The sequence below is a fragment of the Catellatospora sp. IY07-71 genome (genome assembly GCF_018326265.1).
Taxonomy (GTDB): Bacteria; Actinomycetota; Actinomycetes; order Mycobacteriales; family Micromonosporaceae; genus Catellatospora.
The window spans coordinates 8,573,118-8,595,826 of the sequence record NZ_AP023360.1; the positions used below are offsets into that span (position 1 = coordinate 8,573,118).

19 protein-coding genes are annotated in these 22,709 nt (G+C 73.9%); 9 read left to right on the forward strand and 10 right to left on the reverse strand.

Annotation, left to right across the window (positions count from 1 at the left end; translation table 11 throughout):
• Positions 1-70: 70 nt before the first annotated feature.
• Positions 71-1,249, forward strand: coding sequence for a macrolide family glycosyltransferase (locus CS0771_RS38360; protein ID WP_212845502.1), 1,179 nt, complete (start codon positions 71-73; stop codon positions 1,247-1,249).
• Positions 1,250-1,336: 87 nt separating this feature from the next.
• On the opposite strand, the gene CS0771_RS38365 is transcribed toward CS0771_RS38360, so the two are convergent.
• Complete coding sequence (locus tag CS0771_RS38365; protein WP_212845503.1) at positions 1,337-2,887, reverse strand: AMP-binding protein; 1,551 nt, start codon at positions 2,885-2,887, stop codon at positions 1,337-1,339.
• Between the two features lie 190 nt (positions 2,888-3,077).
• On the reverse strand, positions 3,078-4,733 hold the full coding sequence (locus CS0771_RS38370) for a hypothetical protein (RefSeq protein ID WP_212845504.1): 1,656 nt from the start codon (positions 4,731-4,733) through the stop codon (positions 3,078-3,080).
• 59 nt (positions 4,734-4,792) lie between these two features.
• Between CS0771_RS38370 and CS0771_RS38375 the strand changes: the two genes are divergently transcribed.
• Positions 4,793-6,064 (forward strand): hypothetical protein, encoded by a 1,272-nt coding sequence (locus CS0771_RS38375; RefSeq protein ID WP_212845505.1) that lies wholly within the window; start codon positions 4,793-4,795, stop codon positions 6,062-6,064.
• A gap of 163 nt (positions 6,065-6,227) precedes the next feature.
• Here the strand turns inward: CS0771_RS38375 and CS0771_RS38380 are convergent, their stop codons facing one another.
• Positions 6,228-7,451, reverse strand: a complete 1,224-nt coding sequence (locus CS0771_RS38380; protein WP_212845506.1) for a YncE family protein — start codon at positions 7,449-7,451, stop codon at positions 6,228-6,230.
• A gap of 180 nt (positions 7,452-7,631) precedes the next feature.
• Here CS0771_RS38380 and CS0771_RS38385 point away from each other — a divergent pair, with 180 nt between their 5' ends.
• Complete coding sequence (locus CS0771_RS38385) at positions 7,632-8,384, forward strand: CBM35 domain-containing protein (RefSeq protein WP_212845507.1); 753 nt, start codon at positions 7,632-7,634, stop codon at positions 8,382-8,384.
• Between the two features lie 4 nt (positions 8,385-8,388).
• Here the strand turns inward: CS0771_RS38385 and CS0771_RS38390 are convergent, their stop codons facing one another.
• Positions 8,389-9,360 carry a quinone oxidoreductase gene (locus CS0771_RS38390; protein WP_212845508.1) on the reverse strand — a complete coding sequence of 324 codons (972 nt, stop codon included), beginning with the start codon at positions 9,358-9,360 and terminating at the stop codon, positions 8,389-8,391.
• Between the two features lie 94 nt (positions 9,361-9,454).
• Between CS0771_RS38390 and CS0771_RS38395 the strand changes: the two genes are divergently transcribed.
• On the forward strand, positions 9,455-9,730 hold the full coding sequence (locus CS0771_RS38395) for a dsRBD fold-containing protein (protein ID WP_212845509.1): 276 nt from the start codon (positions 9,455-9,457) through the stop codon (positions 9,728-9,730).
• A gap of 188 nt (positions 9,731-9,918) precedes the next feature.
• Here the strand turns inward: CS0771_RS38395 and CS0771_RS38400 are convergent, their stop codons facing one another.
• Entirely contained in the window at positions 9,919-12,033 is a 2,115-nt protein-coding gene (locus CS0771_RS38400; protein WP_212845510.1) for a RecQ family ATP-dependent DNA helicase, read from the reverse strand.
• A 73-nt stretch (positions 12,034-12,106) separates the two neighbouring features.
• Between CS0771_RS38400 and CS0771_RS38405 the strand changes: the two genes are divergently transcribed.
• From CS0771_RS38405 to dusB, 4 genes are all read left to right on the forward strand, one after another.
• The gene (locus CS0771_RS38405) at positions 12,107-13,069 is read left to right on the forward strand and encodes a TIGR03557 family F420-dependent LLM class oxidoreductase (protein WP_212845511.1); all 963 of its coding nucleotides are present in this window, start codon (positions 12,107-12,109) and stop codon (positions 13,067-13,069) included.
• A gap of 54 nt (positions 13,070-13,123) precedes the next feature.
• Positions 13,124-13,810 carry a hypothetical protein gene (locus CS0771_RS38410; RefSeq protein ID WP_212845512.1) on the forward strand — a complete coding sequence of 229 codons (687 nt, stop codon included), beginning with the start codon at positions 13,124-13,126 and terminating at the stop codon, positions 13,808-13,810.
• A gap of 36 nt (positions 13,811-13,846) precedes the next feature.
• On the forward strand, positions 13,847-14,122 hold the full coding sequence (locus tag CS0771_RS38415; protein ID WP_244871280.1) for a DUF6158 family protein: 276 nt from the start codon (positions 13,847-13,849) through the stop codon (positions 14,120-14,122).
• Positions 14,123-14,308: 186 nt separating this feature from the next.
• Positions 14,309-15,421: a tRNA dihydrouridine synthase DusB gene (gene dusB, locus CS0771_RS38420; RefSeq protein WP_212845513.1), complete on the forward strand. Its 1,113-nt coding sequence runs from the start codon at positions 14,309-14,311 to the stop codon at positions 15,419-15,421.
• A gap of 201 nt (positions 15,422-15,622) precedes the next feature.
• Here dusB and CS0771_RS38425 read toward each other — a convergent pair whose 3' ends face one another.
• Entirely contained in the window at positions 15,623-17,971 is a 2,349-nt protein-coding gene (locus CS0771_RS38425) for a polyprenyl synthetase family protein (RefSeq protein ID WP_212845514.1), read from the reverse strand.
• A gap of 306 nt (positions 17,972-18,277) precedes the next feature.
• On the opposite strand from CS0771_RS38425, the gene CS0771_RS38430 reads away from it, so the two are divergent.
• Complete coding sequence (locus tag CS0771_RS38430) at positions 18,278-19,273, forward strand: helix-turn-helix domain-containing protein (RefSeq protein WP_212845515.1); 996 nt, start codon at positions 18,278-18,280, stop codon at positions 19,271-19,273.
• Between the two features lie 13 nt (positions 19,274-19,286).
• On the opposite strand, the gene CS0771_RS38435 is transcribed toward CS0771_RS38430, so the two are convergent.
• The 4 genes from CS0771_RS38435 to CS0771_RS38450 all read right to left on the reverse strand — a co-directional run bounded on the left by CS0771_RS38435 (position 19,287) and on the right by CS0771_RS38450 (position 22,641).
• Positions 19,287-20,351, reverse strand: coding sequence for an NADH:flavin oxidoreductase/NADH oxidase (locus CS0771_RS38435; RefSeq protein ID WP_212845516.1), 1,065 nt, complete (start codon positions 20,349-20,351; stop codon positions 19,287-19,289).
• A gap of 105 nt (positions 20,352-20,456) precedes the next feature.
• Positions 20,457-20,600 carry a GPGG-motif small membrane protein gene (locus CS0771_RS38440; protein WP_203740198.1) on the reverse strand — a complete coding sequence of 48 codons (144 nt, stop codon included), beginning with the start codon at positions 20,598-20,600 and terminating at the stop codon, positions 20,457-20,459.
• A gap of 54 nt (positions 20,601-20,654) precedes the next feature.
• Positions 20,655-21,476: a SigB/SigF/SigG family RNA polymerase sigma factor gene (locus tag CS0771_RS38445; RefSeq protein ID WP_244871281.1), complete on the reverse strand. Its 822-nt coding sequence runs from the start codon at positions 21,474-21,476 to the stop codon at positions 20,655-20,657.
• Positions 21,477-21,681: 205 nt separating this feature from the next.
• A complete protein-coding gene (locus tag CS0771_RS38450; protein WP_244871282.1) occupies positions 21,682-22,641 on the reverse strand; it encodes an endonuclease/exonuclease/phosphatase family protein in 960 nt (319 codons plus the stop codon).
• Positions 22,642-22,709: the final 68 nt, after the last annotated feature.

Here is a 22,709-nt window from a genome sequence, read left to right on the forward strand (position 1 = left end):
GACGATCGGCTGGCAAAGGGTGGACACTCCCGCGGTTGAGGCGTGGGGGTGCGAACCGGAAGCTGTGGCGGTGGGCCGACACATCGCGTTCGTCAACGCGCCGACGGTCGGTGAGGTGTACCCGACCCTGCCGATCGTGGCCGAGCTGGTCCGGCGGGGCCACCGGGTCAGCTACGCCACCGTCGAGGCGCGGGCCGAGGCGGTCGCGGCGACCGGCGCGCGGGTCGTGGCGTACACGTCCAGCCTGCCCGGCGAGAGCGACCGCGGGCTGACCCGGCCGGACCGGGCCGACTACATCACCGCCGTACGGGAGGGCTTCCTCGGCGAGGCCCGTGCGACGTTTCCACAGCTCGCGCCGTACTTCCGGGACGACCGGCCGGAGCTGGTCGTGTACGGGACGCAGAGCCTGGCGGGACGCCTCGTCGCGCTGCGCGAGGGGCTGCCCGCGGTGCAGTTCCAGAGCTTCCTGGCCGCCAACGAGCACTGGTCGATCGCCCGGCACCTCGGCCTGACCGTCACGCCCCGGCCCGGCCTGCCCGATCATCAGGCGCAGCTCGACGGATACGTGGCGGGCGAGGGGTTCGACCCCGAGGTGGTGCGGACCTTCCAGCCGGTGGCACAGCTGCTGCTCTACCCCCGGTTCATGCAGTACCGGGCGGAGACGTTCGGGCCGGACCGGCACTTCACCGGGCCGTGCACCGGGCCGCGGCCGTTCCAGGAACGCTGGTCGCCCGCCGATCCGGACCGGCCGGTGGTGCTGGTGTCGCTCGGCACCGTGTACAACCGGCTGCCCGGCTTCTACCGCACCTGCGTGGAGGCGTTCACGGGCAGCGGCTGGCAGCTCGTGCTCGCGGTCGGCGAGCGGACCGACCCGGCCGAGCTGGGTCCGGTGCCCGCCGACGTGACCGTGGCGGCCAGCGTGCCGCAGCTCGACGTGCTGGCGCACGCGGCGGTGTTCGTCACGCACGCGGGCATGGGCGGCATCCAGGAGGCGATCCGGGCGGGCGTGCCGATGCTGACCCTGGCCCAGACGCCCGAGCAGGAGGTCAACGCGCAACGGGTGGCCGAGCTGGGCGCGGCCGTCCCGCTCGATCCGGCTTCGCTCACCTCGGCCGGGCTGCGCTCAGCGGTGGAGCGGCTGACGGCCGACCGGGGCGTGCGCGAGGCCGTGGCGGGCCTCCAGGCGGAGATCCTGACCTGCGGCGGTGCTCCCCTGGCAGCGGATGTCGTCGAGTCCGCCCTGGCGTGAACGCGTGTCGCCGCAGTGCGCTCCCCTTGGCGCGAGGTTAAGAAGGGCACCTTCTACTACGGAAAACGATAAAAAGGTGCCCTTCCTTTAGCCGGTGGCGGTGGCGGTGCGGCGGGCGCGGAGGGCCTTCTTGTCGATCTTGCCGACGTCGGTGAGGGGGAGGTCGCGGACGAACTCGACGGCGTACGGGGCCCAGAGCTCGTTGAGTTCGGCGACGGCCCACTGGCGGAGCTGGGCGGGGGTCACCTGGGCGTCGGGAGCGGGCACGACGAAGGCGTACACGGCCTCGCCCATGGACTCGTGCGGCACGCCGATGACGGCGGCGGCCCGGACCTGCGGGTGGCGCAGCAGGGTGTCCTCGACCGTGCGGGAGTACACGTTCGTCGAGGTCTGGCCGGTGACGATCATGTCTTTGAGCCGGTCGACCAGGAACAGGTAACCGTCGTCGTCGAAGCGGCCCAGGTCGCCGGTGCGCAGCCAGCCGTCCACGATGGTGCGAGCGGTCAGCTCGGCCTGGCCCCAGTAGCCGGACGTCATCAGCGCCGCCCGCACCCACACCTCGCCGACCTCCCCGGCCGGCAGCGGCGTCCCGTCGCCACCGCGGATCTCCACCCTGACGCCGGGGTACGGCCGCCCGCACGAGCCGAGCCGCTCCGGGTGCGCCGGGTCGTGCGCCAGGTTCGGGTACGCGGCGATGAAGGTGGCTTCACTCATGCCGTACACCGGGCGCAGCACCGAGCCGAAGCGCTCGATCGCCTCGGCGAGCCGGGACGGGGCCGCCGCGCTGCCCGCGCAGGACAGCGTGAGCAGGCTGGACGTGTCCGTCTTGGGCAGCCGCGGGTGGTCGAGCACCTGGTAGAGCATGGGCGGCGGCAAGGTCGCGCTGGTGATGCGCTCCTGCTCCAGGGTGGCCAGGAAGTCCTCCGGATGGAACCGGTCGTGCAGCACCAGCACCCCGCCGGTGAACAGCGTGATCATCGCGGCGACCTGCTGGCTGGAGTGCCAGAACCCGCCGACCGCGAGGTGCCGCAGCGGCCGGCCGTCGGTCACCTGGTAGCTGGCCGCGACCGCCTGCACCGCCTTGAAGAAGGTGTGCCGGTGGTGGACCAGCTTCGGCCGGCCGGTGGTGCCGCCGGTCTGGAACAGCGACTGCGGCTCGCGGATCGACGGCGGCAGCCCGAGCTGCGCCGCGCCCGGCAGGCGCGGCGCGGACAGGTCCGGGCCGGGTCCGGCGCCGAAGCAGAACACGCCCAACTCGCCCGCGCCGTACGCGAGCTGCTCCCCGAGCGGACCATGGGTGCGCGCGTCGTACACGAACGCGTCGACGCCGGCCAGGCCGAGGTAGTCCGCGCACAGCGCCGGGGGCGCGTTGGGCGCCAGCCACACCGAGCGGCAGCCGAGCAGGTGCAGCGCGAACTGCACCTGCACCGACTCCGGCGGGTTGCCGGCAAGCACGGCGACCGCGGAGGAGGAGCGGACGCCGTGCTCGTACAGGGTCGCCGCCATGTCGCGGATCCCGGCGGCCAGCTCGGCGTACGTGATCCGGCGGGCGCCGTACACGATCGCCTCCGCCGTGCCGAACCCGTCGAAGACGGCCAGCGCCTGGGCTGCGTAGTTTTCCTGGTCGCGCTGGTCCATGCCGGACACTCCCGTGGCTCGACCGAATCCCTCGCGCATCCTGTCGACGTTGGCCGGCGCGCACTCCGAACCGGCACCATAGCGCCCGTAACGAGATCGCAACCATTAGTCAACTATGGATATGCGAGCGGCTCCTCAGTGGACGCGCACCAGTGCGGACTGTGGTATAGAGCGCTTTCTCAGCCGCGGCTCACCCGGCGAGGCCGAGCTGCTCGGCCAGCTCGGCGGCCCGCTGCCGGGTCCGCAGCCACGGGGCCTGCAGCGCCTCGCGTACGGTCGCCGCGGCCTCGTCCGGATCGCCGGTCAGCTCCCACAGCGCGCCCGCCGCGGCGAACCGGTCCTTGACGTCGGCGTCACTGTCCCGGATCTCGCGCAGCCGGGGAGCCACGTCCGGGTCGGCGTCGCCGAACACCTCGGCCGCGGCGACCGCCGCCAGCACGTCCCGGCGCGGGGCCACCGCGATCGCGGCCCGCAACGGCGCGTCGTCGCCCCCGGCCAGCCACAGCAGCCGCAGGTAGATGACCTCGCCGTTGGCCACCGCGGCCAGCGCGGCGAGCACCGCCGGATCGTCCCGGCCCGCCTCGGCCAGGAACTCCGCGACCCACAGCCGGGGCGGGAAGGTCATCTGCGGCAGCTGCGCGGCGAGCGGGGCGATCGCGCCCTCCGGCGCGTGCTCCAGCACCTTCAGCAGGCCGACCAGCTCACGGTGGTCGTTGGCGGTCGCCTTGGGCGAGCGCGCCACGTCGATCGTGGTGGCCAGCGTCAGCACCCGGCCGAGCACCGCCTCGCGCAGCGGTGCGTCCAGCGACGGAAGCGCCGCGAGGGCGGCGGGCAGCCGGGGCGGGGTCCAGCCCTGGCGCAGCGCGTCCAGCGCGTGGTCCATCCAGCGCGGGTCGCCCACCCGCAGCAGCGCGTCCAGCGCCGAGCGGCGCATCGGGGCGCCCTGGCCCACCTTCAGCGCCAGCCAGCCCGCCTGGCGGCGGGTCAGCGCGTCGTCGGCGACGACCGCCCGGTACGCGCAGCGGCGTACCCGCTCCTCGGGGTCGTCCAGCAGCCGGCACAGCAGCGCGCCGAGGCCGTCGGGCAGGTCGCCGCGGGCGGACCGGTCGGCCAGCGCCTGGGCCACGTCCCGGCGCGCCTGGGGCTGGCCGTCGCGGGCGATCGCCGCGTACACCTCCTCCTCGCGGCCGGGACCGGCGGCGTAGCCGACCAGCCCGGCCAGCCGGGCCTTACGCGTGGTCCAGCGCAGCGCGTCGGGATCGGCGGACCAGCCCGCGGCCAGCGCGGCGGCGGTGTCGGCGCCTGCGGGCAGCCCCGCTTCACGCGCAGCCAGTACGGCGGCCACCCGGGTGGTCGGCGTCTGGGACCCGGCCAGGAACGCCGGCAGCCACCCCGCGGCGGCGGCCGGGTCGAGCTGTGCCGCCGTCACCAGCGGGGTGACCCGGAGGTAGTCGTCGGCCTCGGCACGGGCCCGCGCCAGCAGCGCGGCCGACAGCGCCGGGTCCGGGCCGCAGTAGCCGAGCAGCGCGGTGGACTCCTCGACGACGCTGTGGTCGTCGAGATCAGACAGATTACGCAGCGTGATCGTGAAGGCGCGCAGACTGTCCCGCACCGCCCCGCCGCCGGGATGCGCGGCCAGCTCCCGGACCAGCATCAGCAGCTGGTCGGGCAGCCTGGTCTTGGGGTCCGCGGCGAAGGCCAGGATCGGCGCGACGAGCTGCGCGGCCAGCGGGTGCAGGTCGTCGCCGGGCAGCAGCACCTGCTCCAGCTCGTCCATGCGGTCGTAGTCGTGCGCGGCGGATCCGATGAGCCGCAACAGATCCACTGCTTCCACACCCTGGGTCACCGGTCGATGGTAGGCCCGAGGGGTGACGGAACGCATGCACACCCGTCTACTATCGCAGCGTGATCAGGGTGCTGCGTACGGTCGTCGTCCTGTTTGTACTGATGATGACCGGTGTGGCCGGGATCGAGCTGTCCCGCCTGCACACCGGCAGCCCGCTGGAGCGCACGGGGGCGGCGGTCGCCGCCGACGCCCTGCCCCGGCTGGCGTTCCTGCGCGAGGCGCTCGACGGCGGCAGCGCCCGGGACATGCAGGCGCTGTTCCCGGAGGGCTGGTTCTTCAGCTACGCCCTCTACGGCCTGACCTGGGTCGACGTCGGCGCGCACGATCCGGCGCTGCGGGAGCGGGCGCTGGCCGAGGCGCGCTGGGCGCTGTCCCATGTCGACTCCGCCGACGGCCGGGCCGTCTTCGACGCCGCGCTCGACCCGCCGTACGGCGTCTTCTATCAGGGCTGGGCCACCTGGCTGCGGGCCGGGGTGGTCGCGCTGGCGGGGCCGGGCGCACCTGAGCGGGACCGGCTGGCCGCCGACGCGCAGGCGCTCGCCGCCGCGTTCCGGCGGCAGCTCGACACCACCGGGTCGCCCTTCCTCACCGCGTACCCGGGCCAGGCCTGGCCGTGCGACAGCGCGGTCGGCATCGCGGCGGTGCGCGTGGCCGGGACGCTCACCGGCACCGACCGGTCGGCCCTGGTCGCCGACTGGCTGCGGGCGGCCGGAGCGCGCCGCGACCCGGCCACGGGACTGCTCCCGCATACGGTCGATCCGCGAACCGGTGAGCCCACCGGCGGCGCCCGCGCCACCTCGCAGGTGATCATCCTGCGCTTCCTGCGCGACGTGGACCCGGCCCTGGGTGCGCGGGACTGGGCGGTGTTCCGCGAGCGGTTCGCCTCGGACGTGCCGGGGCTGCCCGGGGTGCGCGAGCACCCGCGTGGCGTGGACGCGCCCGGCGACGTCGACTCCGGCCCGCTGTTCCGCGGGCTCAGCGCCTCGGCCAGCGCCGTCGCGCTCGGCGACGCGGTCCTGTACGGCGACCGCCCGGCCGCCGCGGCGCTGACCGGCCTGGCCGAGGGCGCGGGCCTGGCCGTGCAGTGGGACGGCACCCGGCGCTACCTCGGCGGCGCGCTGCCCGTCGGCGACGCCTTCCTGGCCTGGTCCCTGGCTGCGCGCCCGTGGACCGGCGGCGACCTCAGCGCCGCCACCGGCCCGCCGTGGACCTGGCGCCTGCCCTGGTACGCGCTCTTCACCTCGCTGCTCGCCCCCGCCTGGCTGCTGGCGCTGGTCGCGGCCGGCGTCCCGCCCCTCGGCCGGGCGGTGCCGACCCGAGCACGGGGCTGAAGGCCCGCCGCCAGGCTCACGACCCGGGCACGGCGGCGAAGATCAGAGTTTCGTGTCGGAACCTCTGCTCACAGCCAAGGTTGTGACACGAAACGCTGATCTTCGCCAGGTGGCCGGAGCCAGAACACCAGCTCAGCCGCGCGGGACGGGGCCGCGCACCGGGTCAGAGCACGCGGGTCAGGCCGGTGAGGCCGGGGACGGGGTGCTCGCCGAGGCGGGCGCCGGTGGCGGCGTCGAACCAGGCGATGCGGCCGGGCAGGGCGGCGTACACACGCCTGCCGTCGGGGCTGGCGGCGAGGCCGGACACGGAGCCGCCCGCGGTCCAGGTCCGCCACGCCGAGACGCCCGTGCGCGGTGTCGTGTGGACCGACTCGCCGACCGCGACGTACAGCGCGTCGAACGTGGCCGCGGCGTACGCCGTACCCGCCGCCCGCGGGCCCTTCGCGGTGGACCGCACGGTGAGCTGCCCGGTGTCGATCACCGCGTAGGTGCCGCTGGACACGTCCAGGACGTACAGCTCGGACCGGTCGGGCGCGATCGCCAGGGTGTGCGCCGTGCCGGGGCCTTCGCCGAACGGGGCGGGCAGGTCCACGCAGAACGCCCACTGCTCGGTCAGGTGCAGCGTGTGCACGAACGCGTGCACGTTCGAGCGGCGGCCCGCGACCAGGTCACGGGTGTGCGTGTGGTCCGGCTGGTGGGTGTAGAGCGTGTAGAGCACCTGCCGGTCCGGCGCGTACACGGCGAACCGGCCCTCGCCGCTCATCTCCTCCTCGGCCCCGTCCGGCACCGCCGCCTTCAGCCGGGTCAGCAGGCGCGACGCCTTGCCGGAGGCCACGTCGAGGTGGCGCACCCGGTAGCGGTCCGGCGCCGCGGGCGGCAGCCAGTCCAGCACGAACAGGCCCTCGCCGCCCGCGGTGAACGCGTCGGGCACCAGGTTGCCGGTCAGCTCCAGCCGGGCCACCTCAGCCGTGGTCCCGGCGACCACGAGCGGGGTGCGCGCCCGCCCGGCGGGCACGTGGGTGACGCCCGCCGAATCCGGGGCGGCCAGCGCCACCAGCCGCCCGTCCGCCGAGGCGACCCGCGGCACCCACGCCCCGGCCAGCCGCGGGCCCGGGGTACGCCGCCCGGTCCGCAGTTCGATGGTGGACAGCACCGTGTCCACGCCCTCGGCCCGCGCGGCGAAGACCGTCGCCCCGTCCGGGGCGGCCAGCCCGGCGCCGAGCCGCTCGACCCCGTCCGCCCGGAGCACCGCGAGCCCCTCCGCCACCTGCGCCAGCACCAGGTCCGGTGCGGACGCGGCCGGTTCCGGACCGGCCGGGCCGCAGCCGGTCAGCACCGCCGCGGCACCCGCGCCGAACAGTGCCAGCGCTTCACGTCTCGTCGTCATGCACGGTCGAGTCACGACCCATCGACGCGGTTCCACCCCGATCCAGGGGCCAACGCAAGACCGTCGGCTGGCGGATTGCTGACCGAGCGGATGGTCCGCCGCCGCTCCGCGATGACTACGTTTCACGCTCGGAGCGATGACGGGCCGCGTGGCGGCGGGTGAGGACGACGGGACTTCCGGGTGGAAGACGATTTCGGGTACGAGGGACGCCGCAGGCGCCGGTTCACGGTGCTGGAGCGGCTGCGCCTGCTGCCCCTGGTGGCCACCACGGTGTTCACCGGCGCGCTCATCCTGCTCATCGTGACCACCGTGCGGCAGCCGGCCTCCTGGAACGACGCGCTGCCCTGGCAGGACGCGCCCAGCCCGGCCCCGGCCGCCGGGGCGCCCATCGCGCCGGACGTGCCGCTGGCGCACACCCCGGCCCCGCAGCGCAGCGGCGTGCGCGCCTCGGCCGCGCCCAGCACCGGGACCGCCGCGCCCACCGCGGCCTCGCCGGGAGCGAGCTCACCGGCTCCGCCGCCGTCGCCCACTCCCCCGCCCGCCGTGCAGCGCACCGTGCGCTACGAGGCCGAGAACGCCGCCGGCTCGCGGGCGCGTTTCGCCAACGACCACCGCAACTACAGCGGCAACGGCTTCATGGACTACGAGAACACCTCCGGCAGCTACCTGCAGTGGACGGTGCAGGCCGATGCCGGGCAGGCCACGCTGCGGCTGCGCTTCGCCAACGCCAGCGGGCGCAACCGGCCCATGGACATCAGCGTCAACGGCACCGTCGTGGCCCGCGACGTACGCTTCGACGCCACCCGCGACTGGGACGACTGGGCCTCGGCCACCGTCACCGTCACGCTGACCGGCGGCGCGAACACCATCCGGGCCACCGCCGTCAGCGGCGACGGCGGCCCGAACGTCGACTGCCTCGACCTCACCCAGTGACGGGTCAGGGAATCAGCAGCAGCTTGCCCGTGGTACGCCGCGACGTCAGGTCCTCGTGCGCCCGCGCCGCCTCGGCCAGCGGGTAACGTCCGCCGACCGACACGCGCAGCGTCCCGGCGGCCACCCAGCCGAGCACGTCCGTGGCCCGTTCCAGCAGTTCCTGACGGGTGACCACGAAGTCGCCGAGGGTGGGCCGGGTCAGCACGGCCGAGCCGGCCTGCATCAGCCGGATCGGGTCCACGGGCGGCACCGGGCCGCTCGCGGCGCCGAACAGCGCCAGCGTGCCCCGGCGGCGCAGCGACGCCAGGCTCGCGTCGAACGTGGACGCGCCGACGCCGTCGTACACGGCGGCCACGCCCGCGCCGCCGGTCAGCTCGCGCACCCGGCCGGCCAGGTCGTCCACCTGGTCGTAGCGGATCACCTCCGCCGCGCCCGCCTCCCGGGCCAGTTTCTCCTTCGCGTCCGTGGACACCGTGCCGATCACCCGCCCGCCCAGGTGCGGGATCAGCCGGCACAGCAGCAGGCCCATGCCTCCCGCGGCGGCGTGCACGAGGACCGTGTCGCCGGGCTGGATCGCGTACACGTCATGGGTGAGGAAGTGCGCGGTCATGCCCTGCAGCAGCACCGCCGCGGCCGTCTCCTCGGCCAGCCCGTCCGGCAGCGGCACCAGCCGGTCCACCGGCACCACCGCCTGCTCCGCGTACGTGCCGGGCAGCAGCGCCCAGGCGACGCGCTCACCGGCGCGGACCTCGGTCACCCCCGGGCCGACCGCCAGCACCCGCCCGGCCGCCTCCACCCCGGGCACGAACGGCAGCGGCGTCGGATAGCGGCCGAGCCGGTGGTACACGTCGATGAAGTTCACCCCGGCGGCGGCCACCTCGACGAGCGCCTGGCCGGGACCCGGGGCGGGCGGATCGACCTCCGCCGGGATGAGCACGTCCGGGCCGCCGTACTGCGTGATCTGAATCGCCTGCATGCGCGTCAGCCTGCCCCATCGGCCGCGTGTCCGCCTGCCGGGCACGCCCGGCGAGGGACAATGAGAGCAGCATCGCAGCAGGGAGGGGACGCGCATGACCACGGCGACGATGACCAAGACCTTGATGGTCGAGCTGCGGTTCGAGGAGGACGTGGATCTCACCCGGGCCACCGCTTCCATGCGGCTGCCCAACGGGCGGCTGCTGGTCGGCGAGGGCCAGGCGCGCCGCAACCCGGTCGACCGGCCCCGGGCCTCCATCGGCGAGGAGATGGCCGGTGCCCGCGCCCTGTCCGGCCTGGCCCACCGCCTCCTGGAAGCCGCCGCCGACGAGGTCGAATCCAACGTCCACGGCGGCGACCCCGCGATCTGACCCGAAGGAAGGGCACCTTCTTATCGCTTTCCGTAGTAGAAGGGCACCTTCTTAACCTCCGCCGCTCGCGGCTCGCCGATCCCCACACGGTGGCCGTGGCCGTGGCCGCAAGTCGATCACGAAGTTGTGGACGCGACACGCCGTCGAGCACGCCCATAAGTTCATGATCGACGCGGAAGGGGGTGGGGTCAGGCGGCCAGGGCGAGCGCGAGGGGGAGGACGCCGGGGGCGCCCGCCTGGATCAGGTGGCGGGCGACGACGGCCATGGTCCAGCCGGAGTCGACCAGGTCGTCTATGAGCAGGACCGGGCCGGTCTGCTCACGCAGTTGCGCAGCCAAGGCGTCGGGGATGGTGAAGGCGCCGTGGAGGGCCTTGACGCGCTGCGCGCTGTTGGCGCGGTGGACGCCGGGTTGGGCGGTGGTCGTGACGGTGCCGAGGAAGGGCAGCCTGCCCACGCGGGAGACGTGCTGAGCCACGGCCTGGATCAGGCGGGGGCGGGTGGTGCTGTCGATGGCGACGACACCCGTGGGCCGGGCGGGCCAGGGGCTGTCGCCGTGGGACCAGTCCTTGAGGACTTCGATCAGCACCGCCAGCAGGTCCTGCGGCGGAGCCTGGTCCGCCGCGCCGTCGGCCAGCAGGGTGCGCAGCGTGCCGCCCCAGCCGAGGTCGGAGAGGCGGCCCACGGCACGCCCGGGGTGGGTCTGCTCCGCGGGCGGGATGCGGCCGGACAGCGGTACGCCGACGGCGGGCAGCCCCGTGGGCCACATCTTGCGCGGTTCGATCTCGACGCCGGGGCGGCCGAGGAAGGTCTGCGCGGCGCGCAGGGCCTCTGCTGACACGTCCGCGGTGAAGGCCGGGGCGGTGCAGTTGTCGCAGTTGCCGCAGGGGCCCGCCGCGGGGTCGTCGAGGGAACGCCGGAGGAACTCCATGCGGCAGCCCGTGGCGGCCGCGTAGTCGAGCATCGCCTGCTGCTCGTCCTGCCGCGCGCGGGCGATGCGGGCGTAGCGGGCCGCGTCGTAGGCCCAGGGCAGGCCGGTGTGCTCCCAGCCGCCCCGGACGCGGCGCACCGCGCCGTCCACGTCGAGCACCTTGAGCATCAGCTCCAGCCGGTTGCGGCGCAGGTCGACCTGGGTCTCCAGGGCCTGCGTGGACAGCGGCCGGCCCGCGTCCGCCAGCGCGCGCAGCACGCCGCGCACCTGGTCCTCCGGCGGGAAGGCCAGCGAGGCGAAGTAGCGCCAGATGGCCGTGTCCTCGGGGCCGGGCAGCAGCATCACGTCGGCGCTGGCGACGGCACGGCCGGCGCGACCCACCTGCTGGTAGTACGCGATGGGCGAGGCGGGGGCGCCCAGGTGCACCACGAAGCCGAGGTCGGGCTTGTCGAAGCCCATGCCGAGGGCGGAGGTGGCGACCAGCGCCTTGATCTTGTTGTCGAGCAGGTCCTGCTCGGCGGCGCGCCGGTCGGCGTCCTCGGCCTGGCCGGTGTACGCGGCCACCGCGTACCCGCGCGAAGCCAGGAACTGGGCGGTCTCCTGGGCCGCGGCCACGGTCAGCGTGTAGACGATCCCTGATCCCGGCATCCGGTCCAGGTGGTCGGCGAGCCAGGCCAGCCGGTGGGCGGGGCTGGGCAGCCGCAGCGCGGCCAGGCGCAGCGACTCGCGGTCCAGGCGGCCCCGCAGCACCAGGGCGTCGCCGAGCTGTTCCGCGACGTCGGCGGTGACGCGCGCGTTGGCGGTGGCGGTGGTGGCCAGCACGGGGGTGCCCGCCGGCAGCTCGTCCAGCATGGTGCGCAGGCGGCGGTAGTCCGGGCGGAAGTCGTGCCCCCAGTCCGAGACGCAGTGCGCCTCGTCGACCACGAGCAGGCCGGTGGTCGCGGCGAGCCGGGGCAGCACGCCGTCGCGGAAGTCGGGGTTGTTGAGCCGCTCGGGGCTGATCAGCAGCACGTCGACCGACCCGTCGGCGATCTCGGCGGTGATCTGCGCCCAGTCCTCCAGGTTGGCCGAGTTGATGGTGCGGGCGTGGATGCCCGCCCGCCCGGCCGCCTCGACCTGGTTGCGCATCAGTGCCAGCAGCGGCGACACGATGACCGTCGGGCCGTGGCCGCGCCCGCGCAGCAGCGCGGTGGCCACGAAGTACACCGCGGACTTGCCCCAGCCGGTGCGCTGCACGCACAGCACCCGCCGCGCGTCGGCGACCAGCGCCTCGATCGCCCGCCACTGGTCCGCCCGCAGCACCGCGTGCTCTCCCGCCAGGCGGCGCAGCACCGCCTCGGCCCGCTCCCGCAACTGCGCCCTGTCCTCGGCCATCCCGCAGTTGTACCAGGCGGGGGTGTCAGGCCCGCCGGGTGTCAGCCCGGCGCACCGCGGGTAAGCAGCGGGAATGACCAACTACGGATACACGCTCATGTGCGAGCAGCGCGGCCCGCGGGACCTGGTCGACGACGCGGTACGCGCCGAGGCGGCCGGGTTCGGCTTCGCGGTGTGCTCCGACCACTACTACCCCTGGCTGGACGAGCAGGGGCACGCGCCGTTCGCCTGGTCGGTGCTGGGCGCGGCGGCCCACGTGACCGACCGGATCGGGCTGGTCTCCTTCGTCACCTGCCCCACCATGCGCTATCACCCGGCCGTGGTGGCGCAGATGGCGGCGACCGTCGGGGTCATGTCCGGCGGGCGGTTCACCCTCGGCCTGGGCGCCGGGGAGAACCTCAACGAGCACGTGGTGGGCGCCTACCCGCAGGCCACCCAGCGGCACGCCATGCTGGCCGAGGCCCTGGACATCATCAAGCCGCTGCTGGCGGGTGAGACGGTGCACCACAGCGGCGAGTTCTACGACGTGCCCGAGGCGCGGCTGTGGGACCTGCCCGAGGAGCGGGTGCCGATCGGGGTGGCCGTGTCCGGGCCGTCCTCGTGCCGGCTGGCCGCCCGCCACGACGCCGCCATGATCGCGGTCGAGCCGAAAGCCGAGCTGATCGAGGCGTACGAGAAGTCGGGCGGCAACGGCCGTCCCCGCTACGGCCAGGTCGCGCTGTGCTGGGGGCCGGACGCCGACGCGTGCGCGCAGACGGCGTACGAGCAGTTCCGCTGGTTCAACCTGGGCTGGGCGGTGAACGCCGAGCTGCCCGGCCCGCGCGCGTTCGACGCGGCCGCCGCGGCGGTCACCCCGGAGTACGTCGCGTCGAAGATCCCGTGCGGCCCGGACGTGGACCGGCACGTCGCCGCGATCCGCGAGTTCACCGACGCGGGCTTCACCGACGTCGCGGTGCTGCAGATCGGCGGCGACTCGCAGCCGGAGTTCCTCGACTTCGCACACAAGGAGCTGCTGCCCGCGCTCAACGGCGGGTGACGAATTGCCTACAGCCCCTAACGATCAACGCGGATCGATACTAGGGTGCAGGATGTGTCTTCCTCGGCGCTGATGCTGCTGGGCGGGGTGCCGTTCACGCTGCTCGCGATCGCCTTCCTGAGCCTGCTGGCCAGGATGCAGGCCGCCGCGGACGGGCGGCCGGTCCGCCTGAACGCGGCCGCGCGCGAGCGGCTGTCCGCCGAGGCGCAGGAACTGGAGGAGGTCGCCGCCGAGGTGCTCGAAGCGGCCCGCACCGCCGTGCTGAAGGCCGAGAAGACCGCCGCGGAGCTGGCCGCCGCCGAGGCCGAACGGGACACCGCCTGGCAGGCCCACCTGGACGCGGCGGGCCGGCTGGAGGAGGCGGGCGAGGCCCTGCAGGCCCAGCCCGCGCCGGAGGAGCCGGCGGTGTCCGAGGAGGCGGTGCGCGAGATCTCCCGGGCCGCGCGGGACGCGTACAAACGCGGGGATCTCACCATCGAGCAGTTGCGCGCGGTCTGGCAGCAGGTCGACGGCTGGGACCAGGCCCGCCAGGAGCGCTCGCACGAGCTGTCCCGGCTGCGCGCCGAGGACGCCGAGGCCTCCCGGCTCTACCAGGTGGCCGCCTCCCGCGAGCGCGCGGCGCGGCGGGCCGCCGAGGTGGCCCGGGTCTCGTCGCACGCCCTCACCCAGGAGGCGGCCGACGCGGCATACGAGGCCCAGGCCCTGCAGACGCTCCTGCGCAAGGGCCGCCGCGCCCGCTGACGCATACCCCTCGCGCATCCGGGGTACCCAAGGGAAATGCGCGATTACGACGAAGTGGTGGAGATCGTCTACGCCTGGCAGCAGGACACCGGCGAAGGCGTGCCCGCCCGCGACCTCTCCGACGAAGACCTGTTCCGCGAGCTGGCGGCCCTCTACCGCACCCGCCTCGACTCCCTGCGCCACGCCTCCGACCAGGCCCTCACCCGCCACACCACCAGAACCGTGGAACTAGAGACGGACTACGTCCGCCGCTTCCCCGACCGCGAGATCAACCCCGACCGCCTCCGCTCCGGCGCTCGCACCCGCTCCTGACCGCCCCCCACTCCGTCGATCTTGCGCGCACTGTGGGTGCGACACGCACAAACCGCCCATATCCCTAACACTTCACGCAAGATCGACGCGATCTTGAGGGCGGCCGCGGGGTGTGGTGTCGGTAACCGGGGGTCCGGGGGGTGGGGTGGGGCGTGAGATTCTTGGCGGGTGAGTGGTGCGACGTTGATGTTGGGGAGAATCCCTGTCGATCCGCCGGTGGTGCTGGCGCCGATGGCGGGGATCACCAATGTCGCGTTCCGGCAGCTGTGCCGGGAGCAGGGGGCCGGGATCTACGTCTGCGAGATGATCACCACGGTGGCGCTCGCGGTGCGGAACCCGAAGACCGAGAAGATGATCGAGTTCGGGCCGGACGAGCAGCCGCGCAGCATGCAGCTGTACGGCGTCGATCCGGACATCACGGCCAAGGCGGTCCGCCGGGTGGTGGACGAGAACCTGGCCGATCACATCGACCTCAACTTCGGGTGCAGCGTCAAGAAGATCACCAGTAAGGGTGGCGGCTCGGCGATCCCGTGGAAGCGGCGGCTGTTCGGGTCGATCGTGAAGGCGGCGGTGGACGCTGCGGCGCCCGCCGGCATCCCGGTCACCGTGAAGATGCGCAAGGGCATCGACGACGAGCATCTGACGTACGTCGAGGCCGGGCTGATCGCGCAGGAGGCCGGCGCGAAGTGGGTGGCGCTGCACGCGCGCACCGCCGCGCAGCGCTACTCCGGCGAGGCCGACTGGGAGTCGATCGCGACGCTCAAGCAGGCGCTCGACGTGCCGGTGCTCGGCAACGGCGACATCTGGGAGGCCGACGACGCGCTGCGGATGGTGGCCGAGACAGGGTGCGACGGGGTCGTGGTCGGGCGCGGCTGCCTGGGGCGGCCGTGGCTGTTCGCCGATCTCGCGGCCGCGTTCGCGGGCCGCCCCGAGCGGGTGATGCCGAGCCTGGGCGAGGTCGCGCTCGTCATGCGCCGCCACGCCGAGCTGCTCACGCTGTGGTGGGGCAAGGAGCGCGAGGCGGTCACCGACTTCCGCAAGCACGTCGCGTGGTATCTGAAGGGCTTCCCGGTCGGGTCGGAGCTGCGCCGGTCGATGGCGATGGCGTCGTCGCTGATGGAGCTGGACGACCTGCTCGGCAAGCTGGACCACGAGGTGCCGTTCCCGGAGGCCAACCTGGGCCAGCCGCGGGGCCGCACGAACTCCCCCGCCAAGGTCGTGCTCCCCTACGGCTGGCTGGACGACCGCGACTCCGAGGCCGTCCCCGAGGACGCCGAACACGACGACTCCGGCGGCTGACCCGGCCCCGCGGCACCGACGCTCGCGCGTCCCCGTGGCCCCGCGCGTCCCGGGCCGTCCGCGCGGCGCGGTGGCCCGCTCTCTCACGCGATGATCGCGGCTTCGTGTCGGAATGTGGGGCCTGACCAGAGGTTTCGACACGAAGTAGCGATCATCGACCGTTGGCCCCGTCCCGGGGCCGCGGCCGTCGTGGTGGGGCCGTCAGCGGCGGCGGTCGGCGAAGTGGTCGACGATGCCCTCCAGCAGGCGGGTGTCGAACGGGAGCGCGTGCAGGCAGGCGACCGCGTCGGCGCGGTGCTGCTCCATGAGCCGCCGCGCCTCCGGCAGCCCGTACACCCGGACCAGGTTGGCCTTGCCCAGGTCCGCACCGGCGTCCTTGCCCAGCTGAGCCGAGGTGGCGGTGGCGTCGAGGATGTCGTCGCGGGCCTGGAACACCACCCCGGCGTGGTCGGCGTACCGCGTGACCAGCTCGATCTCCCCCGCGGGGCGCTCCAGCAGCATCATCAGCGGCACCAGCGCGGCCTCGACCATGGTCGAGGTCTTCAGCCGGTACATCTCCAGGATGTCCTCGCCGGTGACCGGCCGCGCGTCGCGGGCGAAGCGCAGGTCGAGGTACTGCCCCCGGCACAGCCGCTGCGGCCCGAGCACCTTGCCGACGTACTCGATGACGTCGGTGACCCGCTGCGCCGGGTAGTGCCGGTCGAGCCGAGCCAGCATGCCGAACCCGGAGGACAGCATCGAGATCGCGGCGAGCTGCACGCTGCCCTCGTCGAACACGGTGTGCGCGGCGGGGCGGCCCCGGCGCAGCGCGGCGTCGTCCTGCGCGGGCAGGTCGTCGAAGATCAGGCTCGCGGTGTGGAACAGCTCGATCGCGCCGAGCAGCGGCTCGGACAGCGTGTCGGCGACGCCGAGCCCCTCGGCCAGCATCAGGGTCAGCGCGGGCCGCAGCCGCTTGGCGGGACCGTCCATCGTGTACGCCAGGATCGGGGCCAGCTCGCCCGCGTCGACCCCGGTGTGGCACTCGTGCACCAGCTCGTTGATGCGCTCCAGCCGGTCCAGCACGAAGGTCCGCGCGTCCACGCTGTTCGGGTCGCGCTCGCCCATGATCGCGGCGGCCTCCCGCTTGAGCCGCAGGTCGCCCGTGGTCAGGTGCGGCAGGGCGCGGCGGGGCACCGCGGCGGCGGTACGCAGGAACGCCGCGATCTGCGCCGTCGCCGGATACTCGTCGAGCAGCGCCAGGGTGGTGTGCGGGTCGCGGCACAGGAACGCGGCGAGCTTGACGGTGCCGATGCCGATCAGCGCGTCCCGAGCGGCCGGGTCGCCGCCGTACACCTGCTCGACCACGTACGCGTCGTACGCGAACAGGTCGTACAGCGGGTCGGCCCGCCCACCGGCGCGCGCCGCCGCGGGCAGCGTGAACGGGGTCAGCCGGCCCGCGCGCCGGTCCTCGTCGCGGTCGGCGAGGTCGTCCTTGAACTGGCTCAGGAAGATCGTGTTGAGGCACCGGGCGTAGAAGCCCTCGTCGACCTCGCGCCGGCCGAGCAGGTTGGCGACCACCCGGCTCAGCCCGGCCTTGAGGAAGATGTCCGGGTACGCCGCGTCCAGGCCGCCCTCCGGCGGCTGCTCCGCGTCGCGGTGCTGGGCCAGGTACATCGACTCGGCGGCCTGGTAGAGGTGCCGGTGCGTGCCGAACGGGTAGACGTCCAGCGCGACGCCGTACAGCTCGTGCAGCTCCTCGGCCAGCGGATGGTCCGGGATCTCGGCGCGGTCGACGGTGCCGCCGGTGGACAGCCCGCGCAGGATCAGCCGGTGCAGCCGGTCCCGGTCGGCCTGCGGGATGTGCGCGCCGCGCAGGTCCTGGAACGAGTCGTCGACGATGGCGTACGCGGCCCCGTAGGCGTACGCGCCGGGCAGGATCCGGGTCAGGTGCGCGCGGGTGGCGGCCCGGCCCGCGTCCCGGGTGTCGTACGCCCCGATCGCCAGCACCCCGGCCAGCGTGCGGACCACCTTGCCCATCGCGCCGGCCCGCACCACGGTGTCCGGCAGGCAGCGGTGCAGCCGGTCCAGCCGCGCCAGCAGCCAGCGCGTCTCGGGCACCCCGCGCAGCCCGGGAAAGCGCGCCTCCAGCGCCTCGACCACCCCGGCCGGGCCGTGACCACGCTCGATCGCGGCGAGCGTGTCCCGCACCGCGCCCGCGTGCACCCGGGCCAGCCGCTCGGCGCGCGCCACGTCGGCCGGGTCGGGGATCTCGCTCAGGTTGTACACGCCGAAGTAGTTGAGCTCGCGTACCGCCTGCGCCCGCTGCTCCCTGCGGCGGCGCGGCGGCCACGCGGCGCGTTGCAGGGTGGCCACCGTGCCGTGCCGGGACAGGATCGCCCGCAGCTGCTCGGTGTATCCGTCCACATGCGCCGCGATCACGCCCGGCGAGCCGTCCCGCCAGTGGAAGTAGTGGTCCAGCGTCTGCCGTACGCCCAGCCCGATCCGCTCGGGATCGAGATCCTCCCGCCCGAACGGGAACGGCCGCCGCACCTCGGTGGCGGTCTCCAACACGGCCCGTCACCTCCCCCGCGCCGCTCGAGAACCGGCGCTGACCCCATGATCCCACCCCCGCGCCAGCCCCCCGACCAGCAAAGGAAGGGCACCTTCTTATCGCTTTGCGATGTAGAAGGTGCCCTTCCTTTCAGGATGGCGGGGCTGGGCGCTCTCCCCCGTATGTACAAGAGCGCCTGGCCCGTGCCGCTTCGGCGCGACCTCGCCCGCCCCCTCGACCGGCGTGTTGTCGCCTGTGGACATCCCATCAGTAGGGTGAGGGCGCCACCCAGCGATTCGGCGTACGCCGAAAGATCGGAGAGCCCGGTGAGCCGGATCCTGTTCGGGGTGCGCGACGCCGCGGACATCCGTTTCTGCATCTCGCCGCTGTGGGAGACGGTCCGCGGCCGCTACGTGCTGGGCAACTCCGACCGCTTCCCGGTGCACCTGCCCTGGCTGCGGTGGGCACGGCAGGTGCGCCCGGACCCGGCGGCGGCCGACGGCCTGGCGCTGCTCAGCGAGCTGACCCGGGCGCACGGCTACCTGCCCGACTTCCTGACCCCCGCGCCGCCCGGCCCGCTCGGCGAGCTGGACGACGAGCTGGCCGTGGTCGCGGCGACCCCGGCCGACGTGCTACACGCCGACCTGGCGGCCACCACGCAGAAGCTGCCGCTCGGCCCGCGCACCACGGCGCTGCTGGACGACCCGGCCCGGCTGCTGGGCGAGCTGGTGGTGGGCGCCCGCGAGTGGCACCGCGTGGCGATCGCGCCGTACTGGGCGCGGATGCGGGCCGTGCTGGAGGCCGACGTCGCCTACCGCTCGCGCCAGCTCGCCGAGGGCGGGGTGCGGCTGCTGTTCGACAGCCTGCACCCGACCGTGGGCTGGGCCGGCGACCACATCGCCTCGGCCGACCCGTGGGACATCGAGCTGGACCTGCGCGGCCGTGGGCTGCCGCTGATGCCCAGCGTGTTCGTACGGTCGAAGGTGCTGTGGACGCTGCGCGAGGACTCGCCCCCGTTCGCCGTCTATCCGGCGCGCGCCGTCGGCAGCGTGTGGGAGGACGGCCCGGCCGCCGACGGGGCGCTCGCCGCGCTGTTCGGCGCGTCCCGGGCGCGGCTGCTGGACATGCTGCGCCAGCCCGCCACCACCAGCGAGCTGGCCCGGCGCACCGGCATGGCGGCGGGCACCGTGTCGGAGCACCTGGGCGTGATGCACGCCGCGGGCCTGCTGGCGCGCAGCCGCCACGGCCGGACCGTGCTCTACGTGGCGACCGCCGCGGGTCAGTCGCTGCTGGACGCCCGCGACCGCCCCGACCCGGGCTGACCCCTCCGGTGCGCTAGAACGCGCGCTGGTACTGGTCGGGCCACTGCGGCAGGCCGCCGAGCTTGGCCAGGGCACGACGCGGCCAGTACGGGTCGCGCAGCAGCTCCCGCCCGAGCAGCACCAGGTCGGCCTGCCCGTCCTCGACGATGCGCTCGGCCTGCTCCGGCTCGGTGATCAGGCCGACCGCACCGGTGGGCACGCCCGCCTCGGCGCGTACCCGCTGCGCCAGCGGCACCTGATAGCCGGGCCCGAGCGGGATGTCGGCGTGCGGCGCGGCCCCGCCGGACGAGCAGTCGATCAGGTCGACACCGGCCGCGGCCAGCTCACGGGCCAGCACCACGGTGTCGGTGACGTCCCAGCCGCCGTCGGTCCAGTCGGTCGCGGAGACCCGGGCGAGCACCGGCAGGTCCGGGCCCACCGCGGCGCGTACGGCCCGCGCGACGGCGAGCGCCAGGCGCATCCGGGCGGGACGGTCGCCGCCCCAGCCGTCGGTGCGGTGGTTGGTCAGCGGGGAGTAGAACTCGTGCAGCAGGTAGCCATGCGCGGCGTGGATCTCCACGGCCTGGAAGCCGGCGTCCACGGCCCGCACCGCGGCCTGCGCGAACGCGTCGATCACCGCGGCGATCCCGGCCTCGTCCAGCGCCCGGGGCGTCCGGTACGACGGGATGAACGGCTCGGCACCGGGCCCGGCCGGCTGCCAGCCGCCGTCGGTGTCCGGCACCCCGCCCCGCTCCTGCGCGAACGGCCAGTACGTCGACGCCTTGAACCCGGCGTGCGCCAGCTGCAGCGCCGGGACGGCGCCCTGCGCGGCGATGAACGCGGTGATCGGGCGCCACGCGTCCACGTGCGCGCCGGACCAGATGCCGGTGTCGCGCGGCGAGATGCGGCCCTCCGGCAGCACCGCGGTCGCCTCGGCGATGACCAGGCCGGCCCCGCCGACGGCGCGGGCGCCGAGGTGGGCCAGGTGCCAGTCGCCGGGCAGCCCGTCCCGGGCCGAGTACTGGCACATGGGTGCCAGCGCGATGCGGTTGGGCAGCGTGACGCCGCGCAGTTCGAGGGGCTTGCCGAGTACCGTCACGGCGCCAATCTACGGCGCGGATGTGAAATCGCCCGGTGTCTGTGGTCACACAGCAAGGGGTGGGTGGACCGCGGTCCACCCACCCCAGTTCTTGCGGCGCGCACCCTACGAGAAGATGCTGACGCCCCCCGGTCCCACGAGCAGACCGACGACGATGAGCACGACGCCCCAGAGAATCTGGCGCCGAGCCAGCGAGACGATCCCGGACACGACCAGTACCACGGCGAGGATCCACAGCAGAAGTTCCATGGCAACCATCTACCCGCGACACCGGACGTGAAACCGAGAAATCGTCACCCCGGCTCAGTCCTCGGCCAGCATGCGCTCCCGCAGCTGGGCGAGGCACCGGCTGAGCAGGCGGGACACGTGCATCTGGGAGACCCCGATGCGCTCCGCGATCTGCGCCTGGTTCAGGCCCAGGTCGAAGCGGAGGCTCAGGATGCGCTGCTCGCGCTCCGGCAGTTCCTTGACGAACTGCCGCACCGCGTGCACGTCCGGAACGGACTCCAGTGCGTTGTCGGTCTCGCCCACCAGCTCACCGAGCTCCACATCACCGTCTTCGCCGCTGACCGCGACGTTGAGCGAGTTGATGCGGTAGGCCTGCGCGCAGTGCATCCCGGCGAGCACGTCCTCCGCGCTCACCTGCAGATGCTCGGCTAGGTCCTCGATGCTCGGCCACCGGCCGAGGGTCTGGCAGAGCTCCGGGGACACCCGGTTGATGTCCAGGTAGAGCTCCTGCATGCGGCGACTGACCCGCATGCTCCAGCCACGGTCGCGGAAGTGGCGCTTGAGTTCGCCGACGATCGTCGGCACCGCGAAGTGCACGAAGGCACTGCCACGGTGGGGGTCGAAACGATCCACGGCCTGGATCAGGCCGATGGTCGCGACCTGCACGAGGTCGTCGCTGTCCACGCCACGGTGGCGGAAGCGGCGGGCCAGGCGCTCGGCCAGCGGCAGGAAGGCGCAGATGGCCTCCTGGCGCACGTCCTCGTGCTTGGGGTCTTGCTCGTCGAGCTCGGCGAGGCGGACCAGCAGCATTTCGCCGGTCGTCGCGTCGAGCGTGGTGTCGGTCAGGGACGTGGGGGACGCGGACACGACGGTCTCGCGGGCGATCTGGACAGACATTGCAAAGCCTCCGGCGCAGTGGAACCGCGGGGGATCCGGCGACGGGGTCTCCGGACGCGGTCCTGCTGTGACGGACCCGGCACCCGTTTCTTGAGCGCCGTAACGGCTGAAAGCCGGCCCGGCCGAAGCCGAGCAGAGATGACGTTACCAAGTAAGTGCCCGAAAGTACCAGTCCGGACGAGAGGAAAGTACACGTACGGGTTTCCTAGAAGGCGAACCCCGAGGTCACGGCCCGGTGGTCGGTGCCGGGGGTGCGCAGCGTGCCGGCCTGCGTGGCGGTGAACCCGCGGTAGAGCACGTGGTCCGGGCGCATCACCGGCAGCGTCGACGGCCAGGTGAAGCCCCAGCCCCAGCCGGCGTCGGCCTGCGCATCGTGCAGCAGCTCCGACAGCGGCGCGATGGCCCGGTCGGTGGCCGCCGTGTTCAGGTCGCCCAGCACCAGCACCCGCTCGGCCTTGTCCGCGCGCAGCGCCTTGGCCAGCATGTCGATGGTGTGGTCGCGGGTCTCGGTCTCGTTGATCCGGGCCGAGCCGAGGTGGACCACGTACACCGCGATGTCGCCCTGCGGCGCCTTGACCACCGCGCGCAGCGCGCGGGTCCAGTCCAGGCCGGTGTCGACCCCGGTGACCTTGGTGATCGGGTGCTTGCTGAGCAGGCCGACCGTGGACTTGATCGCGTGGTGCGGGTAGGTCTCGGACAGCTCCTCGGCCAGCTCCTCGATGGTGCCGCCGGACGCCTCCTGCAGCGCGATGAGGTCCGGGCCGCCTGCGGCCAGCGCCCGCACCGTCGTCGCCGGGTCGGGGTTGCCGGCGTACAGGTTCTGGGTGACCACCCGCAGCTCGACCGGCCCGCCGGAGGGCGGCAGCAGCGCACCGCCGAACATCGCCAGCCAGATCACGGCGGGCAGCAGCACCGCCAGCAGCGCCTTGCCGGAGCGGACCAGCAGCGCCGCGATCGCCAGCACCGGGACCGCCAGGCCGAACAGCGGCGCGATGCTGTCCAGTACGCTGCCCACGCCGTGCCGGTTGGGGACCAGGCGGTGACCGGCGAGAAAGGCGGCCAGCAGCAGCGCGGCGGCGATGACCAGCCACGCGCGCCAGGACGGCCGCGACCGGGCCGGCTCGGGCGCGGCTCCCGGCGTCTTTTTCAGCTCGATGGTGGTCACTGTCCGTATGTTACCGGGGAAGACCCGAAACTAACTCGACAATCGTGCCAGGGCTTCGCTGAGAAGTC

Coding starts and splice junctions, on each gene's coding strand:
- CS0771_RS38440 (WP_203740198.1), bottom strand. CDS start 20,600: ATGGAACTTCTGCTGTGGATCCTCGCCGTGGTACTGGTCGTGTCCGGG.
- CS0771_RS38405 (WP_212845511.1), top strand. CDS start 12,107: ATGACCAACTACGGATACACGCTCATGTGCGAGCAGCGCGGCCCGCGG.
- dusB (WP_212845513.1), top strand. CDS start 14,309: ATGTTGGGGAGAATCCCTGTCGATCCGCCGGTGGTGCTGGCGCCGATG.
- CS0771_RS38365 (WP_212845503.1), bottom strand. CDS start 2,887: ATGGACCAGCGCGACCAGGAAAACTACGCAGCCCAGGCGCTGGCCGTC.
- CS0771_RS38400 (WP_212845510.1), bottom strand. CDS start 12,033: ATGGCCGAGGACAGGGCGCAGTTGCGGGAGCGGGCCGAGGCGGTGCTG.
- CS0771_RS38380 (WP_212845506.1), bottom strand. CDS start 7,451: ATGACGACGAGACGTGAAGCGCTGGCACTGTTCGGCGCGGGTGCCGCG.
- CS0771_RS38445 (WP_244871281.1), bottom strand. CDS start 21,476: ATGTCTGTCCAGATCGCCCGCGAGACCGTCGTGTCCGCGTCCCCCACG.
- CS0771_RS38390 (WP_212845508.1), bottom strand. CDS start 9,360: ATGCAGGCGATTCAGATCACGCAGTACGGCGGCCCGGACGTGCTCATC.
- CS0771_RS38395 (WP_212845509.1), top strand. CDS start 9,455: ATGACCACGGCGACGATGACCAAGACCTTGATGGTCGAGCTGCGGTTC.
- CS0771_RS38415 (WP_244871280.1), top strand. CDS start 13,847: ATGCGCGATTACGACGAAGTGGTGGAGATCGTCTACGCCTGGCAGCAG.